This window comes from Protofrankia sp. Cas3 (genome assembly GCF_963555955.1).
Taxonomy (GTDB): Bacteria; Actinomycetota; Actinomycetes; order Frankiales; family Frankiaceae; genus Protofrankia.
Genome location: NZ_CAUVXP010000029.1, coordinates 33,276 through 45,593, shown reverse-complemented (window position 1 = coordinate 45,593; position 12,318 = coordinate 33,276). Strand labels below are relative to the sequence as shown.

The window sequence follows — 12,318 nt, the reverse complement described above, 5'->3', positions numbered from 1 at the left end:
AAACCCTGCAGAGCGCGTCCGGGGTCGGTCCCCGGCTCGCCCAGGCCGTCCTCGGCGTGCACAGCCCCGACGGCGTGCGCCGCGCGGTCGCGGCTGAGGATCTGGCCGCTCTGACCAAGGTGCCCGGCATCGGCCGCAAGGGTGCGCAGCGCATCGTCCTCGATCTCAAGGACCGCCTCGCAGCGCCGATGTCGGTGCCCGTGGGCCAGGGTGGGAACGCCGGCGCGAACAACGGTGCCGATGCGGACAACGGTGCCGACGCGAACAGCGATGCCGGCGTGGGCGGCGGTCCGTCGGCGGTGCCAGACAGACCCCGGGTCGCCGTTGCCGAACAGGTTCGTCTCGCGCTGCTCGGGCTTGGCTACACCGCGCGTGAGGCCGAGGACGCGCTGACCACAGTGCGCGCCAGTGACAACGGCCTGGGTGACGCTGGCGCTGTCGGTGACGATCAGGCGCCGGACACGGTAGCTCTGCTGCTGCGCCGGACGCTGGCCGCCCTGCGGCCCCGGTGATGCAGCCCGTGGATGCCGAGGGTCTGGTCTCGCCGGTGGCTGAGCCGGAGGAGCAGGCGTTCGAGGCCGGTCTGCGGCCGGGGAGCCTGGCGGAGTTCATCGGCCAGCAGAAGGTCCGCGAGCAACTTACGATCATGTTGGAAGGGGCGCGGGCCCGCGCCCGTCCGCCCGACCACGTCCTGTTGTCCGGGCCACCCGGGTTGGGCAAGACCAGCCTGGCGATGATCATCGCACGGGAGCTGTCGGTCCCGTTGCGGATGACCAGCGGTCCGGCGGTCGAACGCGCGGGAGATCTCGTCGCGATCCTCACCGCGCTCGCTCCGGGCGACGTGCTGTTCCTGGACGAGATCCACCGGATCGCCCGCCCCGCGGAGGAACTGCTCTACGCCGCGATGGAGGACTTCCGGGTCGACGTGGTGCTCGGCAAGGGCCCCGGCGCGACCGCGATCCCGCTGGACCTCGCTCCGTTCACCCTGGTTGGCGCGACCACCCGGTCAGGTCTTCTCACCGGCCCGCTGCGTGATCGGTTCGGGTTCACCGCACACATGGACTTCTACGATCCCGATGAGCTGACCAGTGTGCTGACCCGCTCGGCCGGGTTGCTGGGGGTACGTCTCACCGGCGACGGCGCCACCGAGGTTGCCGGGCGGTCGCGTGGGACGCCGCGGATCGCCAACCGGCTGCTGCGCCGGGTTCGTGACTACGCCGAGGTGCGGGCGGACGGAATCGTCACGCGCGAGGTCGCCCGGGCCGCCCTGCGCGTCTATGATGTAGACGCGCTCGGCTTGGACCGGCTCGACCGGGCCGTGTTGGAGGCGCTGGTGCGCCGCTTCGGCGGCGGTCCGGTGGGCCTGACGACTCTGGCGGTCGCTGTGGGGGAGGAACCCGACACGGTCGAGGAGGTCGCCGAGCCGTTCCTGGTCCGTGCGGGTCTGTTGGCCCGGACCCCCCGCGGGCGGATCGCCACCCCTGCCGCGTTCACCCATCTCGGTCTTGATCCCCTTGATGATGCCCTGGGACGTTCTCAGGTCCCGCGGTAAGAGCGCCCGACAACAGGGGCGTGGATGAAGGTGCGGGGCTGGGGTACGTAGATCGCAAGACGGAGGAGGGAGGCACCGGAGGTTGTGGGTGTCGACCGACGGAGCCGGGGTACCCCGTGCATCGCGCAGCGATGGATGGGGAGCGATGCGGCGAGGCGCGTGCCCGAGCCCCGCGACGCCGCGTCCCCTGTTGCCAGGGCGCTCTAAGAGCGCCCTGGCGGGCCGAAGGCGATGCGATTGTGGTTCTGTCGCAGCGCCGGCGGCTGAAGTCCCCGGGTGACTGGCGGGCCGAAGGCGATGCGATTGTGGTTCTGTCGCAGCGCCGGCGGCTGAAGTCCCCGGGTCGCTGGGGGGCCTGCGCGTCACGAGCCCGCGGTCGGTACGTAGCATCGGCCGCACTACATGGGAGGACGTGGACGTGCAGGCAATGGTGGTCGCCGAGACGGCGGCCCAGAATGGTGGCGGTAGCGGGATCGGCGGTTTTCTGCCGCTGATCCTGATTGTGGTGGTTGTCTTCTTCTTTATGTCGACCCAGCGGCGCCGCCAGCGGGCGCAGCAGCAGACGCTGGCCTCGCTTGTTCCGGGCACCCTGGTGGTGACCACGGCCGGTCTCTACGCGACGGTGGTCGAGGTCGACGAGGGTGACGTGCTACTGGAGGTCGCGCCGGACGTCGTGTGCCGGTTCGCTCGCGCGGCGATCGCCAGGGTTGTCTCCGCGTCGGACGACGAGGCGTCGGACGACGACGCGCCGGACGATGCCGAGGCGGTCGAGGGCTACTCGGATCACGACGTCGCGCCGGGTGATGCCGGGGTTGACGACCACGGTTCGGCCAACTCGCACATCGACATGACAAAGACGGACGTAACCAAGAGTGACGCGACCAAGACGGACGTGACCAAGAGCGACTCTCCCGGGAACGGGAAGACGTCGGGGAAGTCGGATGCGCCCGGTGGGTAGTGCGGTCCGCTGATGCGACATCATCCGAACGGGCCGGACAGACGGTCGGCAACGGGCTCCAGGACGGGCCTGCCTGAACGGGGTACAGGAACGCATCCGGCTTGACAGTCGTTCCGATACCTTGGGCGCGGCTGACACTGTTGTCTCGGCCGGTGTTGTCCTGGCCGGCCGCAGGCGGAGCGAACATGGTCCGCTGTGCGTTTCCGGCGGTACTGCCGGATCTGAGGTCGCCTGCGGTGGGCCGGTTGCTCCACCAGACGGGCGACGAAGGCACTGACGAAGGCACCGACGAAGGCACCGACGAAGGCACCTAGGTAAGCACTGACGTAAGCACTGGAACAGACAGTGAAATGAGCGCACCGGCGCGTGATGAAGGGACATCCGTTGGCACAAGGGTCAGGGCCACGGCGTAAGGCCACGCGCCCCGCCTGGTCTCGGATCGGGGTCCTTTCCGGCCTTCTGGTGTTGCTCTACGGGGTCATGGCCCTGACGGGTACCTGGACGCCGAAGCTCGGGCTCGACCTGCAGGGCGGCACCAGCGTGATTCTCACGCCCAGGTCGACCGAAGCGGGCAGGGGTGTGGACAGCGGGGCGGTCGACAAGGCTGTCGACATCATCCGTGAGCGTGTCAACGGTCTTGGCGTCGCTGAGGCCGAGGTCAAGCGGAATAACACGCAGATCGAGATCGCGGTCCCCGGCCGCGGACGCAATGATGTTGTTGCGCTGGTGGGCCAGACGGCGGAACTGCGTTTCCGCCAGGTCGCCACGTCGGCGCCCGCGGCTGCGGCGCCTGCACCGGCGCCGACATCGGCCCCAGCTCCGGGTCAGACCCCAGCTGTGGGTCAGAATGGTTCGCCGACACCGGCTCCCGGCGCAACCTCATCCGGAGGTCCGGCCGCCACGTCGCCTTCCGGGACGTCGGGGGCCACTGCGAAGCCGTCTGCGTCCACAACCACTCGATCGGATGTCGTGAGCAGCGGCCTGCTCGCGCAGGCGGCTACCACGCAGGCGGGCACGACCCAGGCGCCTACCACGCAGGCTGCCACGACGGGCTCGCCGGCGCCCGCCGCGCCGTCCTCGCCGCCGGCGGCGACGGATCAGGCCGCTGCGGCCGCCGCCGGTGCCACGCCACCGGCGGAGGTCATCAGCGCGTTCGAGGCACTGACCTGCGCCCCGTCGGATGCACACCGCCGGACTGCGAGCACCGAGAAGCCGTCCGAGTGGGTTGCCGCCTGCGATCGCGCGGGCGCGACCAAATACCTGCTCATGCCCGCCGAGGTGGTGGGAACCGACGTGAAATCGGCTACGGCGGGACTGGCCAGTTCCGGCGGTAGCACGTCTGTGAGTACCGGCCAGTGGGTCGTCAACGTCAGCTTTACCGGCAGCGGGCAGGCGAAGTTCACCAAGTTGACCGAGGAGACGATCGGCAAGCAGGTGGCGATCGTTCTCGACGGCGTGGTTCAGTCCGCGCCGAGCACCAATGACCGCATCGCCGGGGACGCACAGATATCGGGGTCGTTCACCCAGTCCAGCGCTCAGGATCTTGCCAATGTGCTGCGCTATGGTGCGCTGCCGCTGGCATTCGAGCAGTCCAGCGCCGAGTCGGTATCCCCGACCTTGGGCAAGGATTCACTCAGGGCCGGCCTGTTGGCGGGTGCCATCGGTCTGCTGCTGGTCGTCCTGTACTCGTTCCTGTACTACCGGGCCCTCGGGATTGTGGTGATCAGCTCGCTGGCGGTGAGCGGCCTGCTTATCTACGCCGCTGTGGTGCTGCTCGGCCGGTGGATCGGATTCACCTTGACCCTGGCCGGTATCGCCGGTCTGATCGTCTCCATCGGCCTTACCGCGGACTCCTTCGTCGTCTATTTCGAGCGCATCAAGGACGAGGTCCGCGCCCACCGCAGCGTGCGCGCGGCGGTCGACCGGGCGTGGCCGTCAGCCCGGCGGACCATGTTGTCCGCGGACACGGTCTCCTTCCTCGCCGCCGCGGTGCTGTACGTTCTCTCGGTCGGGTCCGTCCGGGGATTCGCGTTCACGCTTGGGCTGTCAACGCTGATCGACATTCTGATCATGTTCATCTTCACCAAACCGGTTGTCTCCCTGCTCGTCCGCATGCCGTTGTTCGCGACCAGCCGATTCTCCGGCCTCACGGTCTCAGCGGTCGGCGCGAGGGAGACCCCCGGTACCGGCCGTGACAGGCCGCCAGCACCGGCACGCCTGACAAAGAGCGGGCGGTCCTCGGTCGCCCAGGGCAAGGCGGGTGCGCGTCCAGCCGATCCGCGATCGTCCGATTCACAGTCATCACGGTCGCGTCCGGCCGGCGCGGGACAGGAGGAGTAGAGGTGTCCTGGGCCAGGAGGCTCTACCGCAGCGAGTTCGAGGTCGACTTCGTCGGCCGGCGTAAGGTCTGGTATCTCGTCTCCGCCGTGGTCCTGACGATCTGTATCGCCAGTATGGCGATCCGGGGTTTCTCGCTCGGGATCGACTTCAAGGGCGGTGCGCTGTTCCAGTTTCCCGCCGGCGGCCGGCCGGTCGCGGAGGCGCAGGCTGCACTGTCCGCTGCCGGTGTCAACCCCGCCGACGCCGTGGTTCAGGAGCTGGAGACCTCGCACCAGATACGGGTGCAGACCCCGTCGTTGACCGACGTGCAGACCGCGCAACTCCAGACCGCCATCGAGCAACGGTTCGCCGTCGCCGATACGGCCATCGACATCTCGACGGTCGGTGCGTCCTGGGGGTCGACCATCACCAACAAGGCGCTGCAGGGGCTCGCGGTGTTCCTGGCGTTGGTGATGATCTATCTATCCATCAGGTTCGAGTGGAAGATGGCGGTCGCCGCCATGGCGTCGCTCGTCCACGACCTGGTCGTCACCATGGGCATCTACTCGCTGGTGGGTTTCCAGGTCACTCCCGCCACGGTGATCGCTTTGCTGACCATCCTGGGCTTCTCCCTCTACGACACGGTCGTGGTCTTCGACCGGGTCCGGGAGAACACCGCCGGGATGGGCACGACCAGCCGGCGCACCTATGCCGAGGCCACCAATGACTCGTTGAACCAGACGTTGATGCGTTCGCTCAACACATCCTTCATCGCGCTGGTACCGGTCGGTTCGCTGCTCTTCGTCGGTGCCGGGCTGTTGGGTGCCGGTACGCTGGAAGATCTTGCTCTTGCCCAGTTCGTCGGCATCGCATCGGGTGCCTATTCGTCGCTGTTCGTCGCGACGCCGCTGTTGGTGGATCTGAAGAAGAACGAGCCGGCGGTCCGGGCACTGGATGCGCGGGTGGCCCGGTCCCGGGCGGCGGCCCTGCGCGAGTCGACCAAAGGGCCCCGGGTCGCCACGGGGGTGGTGACCATGCCTGCGCCTGACCCCGATGGGCAGACAGGGGACAGCGGGGTGGACATCGGTGCGACGCGGGGTGCGACCGGTGCTGACGATTTCTCCGACGACGAACGTGAGAAACCTCTCGACAACCGTGAACCTGCCGTGGCCGGGGTCCGATCCGGCCGGCCCGGGGCGGCGCGCCGGCCGACGCAGGCGCGGCGTTCTGGCCGCAAAGGCCGTCCAGGCGGTAAAAAGCGGCGGTGACGACCACCGAACCAACCCCGATGACCGCGGCGACCTCCACCTCCGCCTCCACCGGCGTCCCAGGCCGTGCCGCGGATGTGCTGCGTGCCCACGTTCGAGACGTTCCCGACTTTCCCAAGCCCGGAGTGATCTTCAAGGACATCACGCCTCTGCTGATGACACCGGCGGCCTTCGCGGTGGTCATCGACGCGCTTGCCGAGACTGCCGACGGCCACGGTGCCACCGTCGTGGCGGCCATCGAGGCGCGCGGTTTCCTGCTGGCGGCTCCGGTTGCCTACCGTCTCGGCGTCGGTGTCGTTCCCGTTCGCAAGCAGGGCAAGCTTCCCGGTGCGACGATCAGCAGGACCTACGACCTGGAGTACGGCACCGCAACGCTGGAGGTCCAGACCGACGCCTTCAGGCCCGGTGACCGGGTCCTGCTCGTCGACGATGTCCTCGCCACCGGTGGCACCGCGCTCGCCACCGCCGAGCTGGTACGCCAGTCCGGCGCCGAGGTTGTCGGGCTCGCCGTGCTGATGGAGATCATGTTCCTGCTCGGACGCGATCGCCTGGTGCCCCTCGCGATCTCGTCGATCATGGAGGTGTGACGGATCAGGCGGCCTCGTGGTGATTCGATCACGTCAGCTCTGATCCGTGGGTCCTGCGACCTACATGTGATCCAGCTGTGTCTGCCTGGGGTTGCGGATGGAGTACGACCGACGCAGCGTTAGCCTGCAAGGGATGGCCGAAGGGGGTGCGATCGTGGTTTGTCGCACCGCCGGAGGCTGGGTGACGGGCTGGATGGCCGAAGGGGGTGCGATCGTGGTTTGTCGCACCGCCGGAGGCCGGGTGTATTGCTAGGTGAAGCAGGAGTGGCTTGTGCCCGAGGCAGCACCGGTGGTGACCGGAGTGTCCGAGCCTGGCGTGACGATCTTTGATGAATCGTCGCCGGCAGGTGAGCGCGCCGCGCGCGGCGCCGGCGAAGCCGACCGGACGCGCTCGGATGGTGAGGCTGTCCGTATCGACGGTGGATCGTCGCCCGGTTCCGCTCACCAGGCGGGCCTCCCGGGCGACCACGGGGAGCCCGACTCCGGTGACGGTTCGCCGGTGGTGCCGCGCCTGGGGCACGAGTCGCCGCCGCTGCCCCGTCGGGTCCGGGGCCGGTTCTCCAAACTGGCGTCGCATCGCGCACCCTCGCCGTCGCTGTTGGATCCGGTACTGCGGGGGCTGCTGGCCAACCATCCCCGCGCCGATGTCGGCCCCGTGTACAGGGCGTTCGAGACCGCGGCAGGGGTGCATACGGGCCAGGTGCGTCTGTCCGGGCACCCCTATGTGACCCATCCCGTAGCTGTCGCGAGCATCCTTGCCGATCTCGGCATGGACACCCCGACGCTGTGCGCCGCGCTCCTGCATGGCACCGTGGGCGACGCTCACATGACCCTCGAGGGTATCCGGGACGAGTTCGGCGACCACGTCGCGGATGTTCTCGACGCGGTGATGAAGCTCCACCGGGTGAAGGTCGGTGAGGGCGCCCAGGCCGAGACGATCCGTCGCATGGTGGTCGCGATGGCCCGTGACCCGCGGGCGCTGGTGATCAAGCTCGCCGCCCGTCTGCACAACATGCGGACCCTGCGGTTCCTGCCCGAGCACAAACAGGAACGTAAGGCCCGCGAGACCCTGGAGATCTACGCCCCCCTCGCTCACCGGTTGGGGATGAACTCGCTCAAGTGGGAGCTGGAGGATCTCGCTTTCGCGACCCTCTACCCGAAGCGTTACGACGAGATCGTCCGCCTGGTGGCCGAGCGCGCGCCGAGCCGGGACACCTACATCACCGGTGTGGTCTCCGCGGTGGTGGCCCATCTCGGTGAAGCTAAGATCAAGTCTGTCGTCACCGGTCGTCCCAAGCACTATTATTCGATCTACCAGAAGATGGTGGTGCGCGGCCGGTCGTTCGACGACATCTACGACCTGGTCGGAATCCGGGTGTTGGTTGACTCCGTCCGCGACTGCTACGCGTCCCTGGGCACGCTCCACGCGAACTGGAAGCCGATTCCGGGTCGGTTCAAGGATTACATCGCGATGCCCAAGTTCAACATGTACCAGTCGCTGCACACGACGGTGATCGGGCCCGACGGCAAGCCCGTGGAGCTGCAGATCCGCACCCACGCGATGCACAACCGGGCTGAGTACGGGATCGCGGCGCACTGGAAGTACAAGGAGGACGGGGTCGCGGCCCAGCCGTCAGGCACGGCCAAGGCGCGGGCGTTCGGGCTTGCCGACGGCGGGTCGAAGGCGGGCGGCCGGTCCCGCCGGGGTGGCTCCGGCCACGATCAGACCGCCTGGCTGCGCCAGATCCTCGACTGGCAGCGGGAGACCGCGCAACCCGGCGAGTTTCTCGACAGCCTGCGGTTCGACCTGTTCACCGATGAGGTCTTCGTCTTCACCCCCAAGGGTGACGTGATCGCATTGCCGGAAGGGTCGACCCCGGTCGACTTCGCCTACGCCGTCCACACCGACGTCGGCAACCAGTGCGTGGGCGCAAGGGTCAACAGCAGGCTCGCCGCTCTTGACACTCCGCTCGACAACGGGGACAGCGTCGAGATTTTCACCTCACGCGCACATGCGGCCGGGCCGAGCGAGGACTGGCTGACCTTCGTCCGGTCGTCCCGGGCCCGCACGAAGATCCGCCAGTGGCACGCCCGGGAGCGACGCGAGGACGCCGTCGTCGCCGGCCGGGACGCCATCGCTCGGATGATGCGTCGCCACGGTCTCCCGCTCACCCGCTTGATGAACGGCGACGTGCTGCCCAGCCTGGCCAAGGACATGCGGTACCCCGACGTTTCCGCGCTGTATGCCGCGATCGGTGAGAATCATGTCAGCGCGCAGAACGTGGTCGCCCGGCTGGTGTCCGCGCTCGGTGGACCCGAGGGCGCGGCCGAGGACGTCGCCGAGACCGCCCTGCCGACTCGGGCGCTGCGGCGGTCGGTGGGCGATCCGGGGGTAATCGTCACCGGCTCGCAGGACGTGTGGGCGAAGCTCGCCCGCTGTTGCATGCCGATGCCGGGGGACGCGATCACAGGTTTCGTCACACGGGGTAAGGGCGTGTCCGTGCATCGCCACGACTGCCAGAACCTGGCGATCCTGCGTGCGGCGCCGCACGACCGGACTATCGCGGTCGAGTGGGCCGCATCCTCGGGTTCGGTGTTCCTTGTCGTCATCCAGGTCGAGGCGCTGGACCGTGTCCGTCTACTGTCCGACGTGACCCGGGTGCTGACCAACCACCACGTCAACATCCTGTCCGCGTCGGTGACGACTACAAAGGACCAGATTGCGATCAGCCGGTTCACCTTCGAGATGGGGGACGCAAAGCACCTGGGACACATCCAGGATGCGGTGCGATCGATCGAGGGCGTGCACGACTGCTATCGGGTCACCTCGGGCGTGCGGTGCTGATCATGATTGCATCGTCCGGCTATGCGGCGGTTCCCGCCGGTGGGAACCGATTGTTCCGCGTACGACATCGATGTTGCCGCGGCAGACGGTCGTCGTCCGCCGCGGTATGGCTCGCCGGCCAGTTGCGCGCTGAGATCTGGTAAAGGGGGGGCGCTGTGGACGCCGAGATCGTAGGTGCCGGTATGCAGGGCGCGGCGTTGCCCGCGCGGATGGAACGGGCTGGCGGGGGCTGGCCGGCCGGAGAAGCTGACGGTGCCGGCGGGGGAGAGGAAACCTCGCGTACGCTTGCCGCCGCCCGGCTGGCCACTGCCCGCTTGGCCCATCTGGCCCGCTGGATGGCGGCGGTCCGCAGCACGCCGCCGGTGCCGCCGGAGCTGCGTGAAGTGACCGATGCGCACTGTCTGCATCATCCCAAGGCCGACATCGGCCTCATCGTCCACGCATACGACGTCGCGAACCGGCAGCATGCCGGTCAGGAGAGACACAGCGGCGACCCGTACATCACCCACCCGCTCGCGGTCACCGAGATTCTCGCCGAACTCGGGGTGGATACCACCACGATCGTCGGGGCATTGCTGCACGACACCGTCGAGGACACCCCCTACACACTGGAGGCCGCCGCCGCGGATTTCGGCCTTGAGGTCGCCAACATCGTCGATGGGGTGACCAAGCTCGACAAGATGCGTTTCGGCGACGCGGCCGAGGCCGAGGCGGAGACCCTGCGGAAACTGATCGTCGCCCTTGCCAAGGACTATCGGGTTCTTGTCATCAAGATTGCCGATCGTCTCCACAACATGCGGACTCTCGGCTTCAAGTCGGCGCCCAAGCAGGCGCGCATCGCCCGGGTGACCATCGAGATCCTCGCGCCCCTGGCGCATCGGCTCGGCGTGAGTGTGATCAAGAGGGAGTTGGAGGACCGTTCGTTCGCAGTCCTGTATCCCGGCGAGTACCGGCGGATACAGGAGATGGTCGACGACTTCAGCGCCGCGGAGCGCACCTCCGGCCAGGTTGCCGCTATCGTCGCCGCGCTGCAGGGCGGTCTTGAGGATGCTCGCATCAACGCCCGGGTCTCGGTCAGGACGAGCCACCTCTTCTCGATCTACAAGCGGGCGCAGGAGCGCGGCTTCCAGGCGCGTGACTACAACGACATCGCCCGTGTGCTGATCCTCGTAGATTCTGTCACTGACTGCTATGAGACGCTCGGGGAAGTGCACGCCATGTGGCGCCCGGCGCCCGGGCGGCTACGCGACTTCGTGGCCACCCCCAAGTTCAACATGTACCAGTCCCTGCACACGACGGTCGTGGACTCGGCGGGCAAGCCCGTCGACATCCAGATCCGCACCGACGCCATGCACCGTCTCGCGGAAACCGGGATCATCGCGCGGCCGGTCGGGCCGTCCGCGGACGGCGCCCGCCTGGAAGGTCTGGCATGGCTGCACAGCCTCCTCGACTGGGAGGGTGAAGCAAAGGATCCGGGTGAGTTCATCGAGTCGCTGTCGGCGGATCTCGACTCGGACGAGGTCCTCATCTTCACGCCCAAGGGCAGGATCATCGCCCTACCCGCGAGGTCGACGCCGGTTGATCTGGCCTACGCCGTCCACACCGAACTCGGCCACCGTGCCATCGGTGCTCGCGTCAACGGCAGGTTGGTTCCGCTGCACACCCGCTTGCGTAACGGTGACGTCGTGGAAATCCTGCGGTCCGGCCTGCCGGGCGCCGGTCCGTCCGAGGACTGGTTGGATTTCGTCAAGACCTCCCGCGCCAGAGTGAAGATCCGTCGCAGGACGACGAAGCAGCGGCGGGACGCCGACACGACCTCTCCTGCCACCGGGCCTGACACCACCGGGCCTGACACCACCGCCGATCCCGGCGGGCTGGCGGCGGGCGCCATGGTGCCCACGGAGGGTCCCGTGGTGCCGGCCGCGGCTCATCTGATCGAATCCCAACCGGCGGGATCCGCTGCTTCTGATGCCGCTTCTGCGACCGGGGCTGCGGCTGTGGCGGCACCGGGCGGTGCGGACCTGGCCGACTCGACCGTTCTGGCCGACTCAACCGTTCTGGCCGACTCGACCGTTCTGGCCGACTCAACCGTTCTGGACAACGAGGTCGGCCCGTCGCACCGGCCCGATCCCGGCGGGGATCGGGCCCACCGGCCCTCGGTGCGGCCCGCGGTGTCGCAGCCGCAGCTGCCGCGGGGTCGCGTTCGTTCGCAGACCGGGGCGGGGTTGGCCGCGGTTGACGGCCGGCCGGACGTCCCGGTACGTCTTGCGCGCTGCTGTCTGCCCCTGCCGGGGGATGACGTGGTCGGCTTCACCACCACGCACAGCCCGGCGGTCTCGGTACACCGGCAGGAATGCGCGAACGCGGCGGATGTCCGTGGGGATCGGCGCCGGGTCGCGGTGACCTCCTGGATTCCCACCACGACGGCGACCTTCCCCGCCGAGATCGCGGTCGAGGCATTTGACCGGTATGGCCTGCTTGCGGACATCACCGAAATGCTGTCGGACGCGTCGGCCGCCGTGCGGTCCGCGTCCACCATCACAGCCGAGGACAGGGTGGCCCGGGCCCGATTCACCGTCGAGGTCGCCGGGCCGGCGCAGCTGGACGCGGTCCTCGCAGCCGTACGGACGGTGGGTGGCGTGTATGACTGCTACCGCACCGGCGGAGTTCGAGCCGATCCCTGCGCTTAGTGGTCGGGCGGTACCCTGTTTCTGTTTGTTACATATGGTAATCAGTCGCTCGTTCGTTTCCGCCGTTCTGCGGAGAAATGGCACAAACGGCACTCTCGG

At 68.2% G+C, this 12,318-nt stretch carries 8 protein-coding genes; all 8 read left to right on the top strand.

Going from position 1 to position 12,318, the window contains the following annotated elements; all coding sequences use genetic code 11:
* Window positions 1-512: Holliday junction branch migration protein RuvA (gene ruvA / locus U9983_RS08340; RefSeq protein ID WP_322753458.1), on the top strand; the 512-nt coding region annotated here is incomplete at its 5' end.
* A gap of 8 nt (window positions 513-520) precedes the next feature.
* Window positions 521-1,552, top strand: coding sequence for a Holliday junction branch migration DNA helicase RuvB (gene ruvB / locus U9983_RS08335; RefSeq protein ID WP_322750930.1), 1,032 nt, complete (start codon window positions 521-523; stop codon window positions 1,550-1,552).
* 427 nt (window positions 1,553-1,979) lie between these two features.
* The gene (gene yajC / locus U9983_RS08330) at window positions 1,980-2,510 is read left to right on the top strand and encodes a preprotein translocase subunit YajC (protein WP_322753462.1); all 531 of its coding nucleotides are present in this window, start codon (window positions 1,980-1,982) and stop codon (window positions 2,508-2,510) included.
* Between the two features lie 480 nt (window positions 2,511-2,990).
* Window positions 2,991-4,850, top strand: a complete 1,860-nt coding sequence (gene secD, locus U9983_RS08325; RefSeq protein WP_322753461.1) for a protein translocase subunit SecD — start codon at window positions 2,991-2,993, stop codon at window positions 4,848-4,850.
* 2 nt (window positions 4,851-4,852) lie between these two features.
* On the top strand, window positions 4,853-6,097 hold the full coding sequence (gene secF, locus U9983_RS08320) for a protein translocase subunit SecF (RefSeq protein ID WP_322753457.1): 1,245 nt from the start codon (window positions 4,853-4,855) through the stop codon (window positions 6,095-6,097).
* Window positions 6,098-6,117: 20 nt separating this feature from the next.
* The gene (locus U9983_RS08315) at window positions 6,118-6,684 is read left to right on the top strand and encodes an adenine phosphoribosyltransferase (RefSeq protein WP_322753460.1); all 567 of its coding nucleotides are present in this window, start codon (window positions 6,118-6,120) and stop codon (window positions 6,682-6,684) included.
* 271 nt (window positions 6,685-6,955) lie between these two features.
* Window positions 6,956-9,529 carry a bifunctional (p)ppGpp synthetase/guanosine-3',5'-bis(diphosphate) 3'-pyrophosphohydrolase gene (locus tag U9983_RS08310; protein WP_322753456.1) on the top strand — a complete coding sequence of 858 codons (2,574 nt, stop codon included), beginning with the start codon at window positions 6,956-6,958 and terminating at the stop codon, window positions 9,527-9,529.
* A gap of 182 nt (window positions 9,530-9,711) precedes the next feature.
* Entirely contained in the window at window positions 9,712-12,219 is a 2,508-nt protein-coding gene (locus tag U9983_RS08305; RefSeq protein ID WP_416211315.1) for a RelA/SpoT family protein, read from the top strand.
* Window positions 12,220-12,318: the final 99 nt, after the last annotated feature.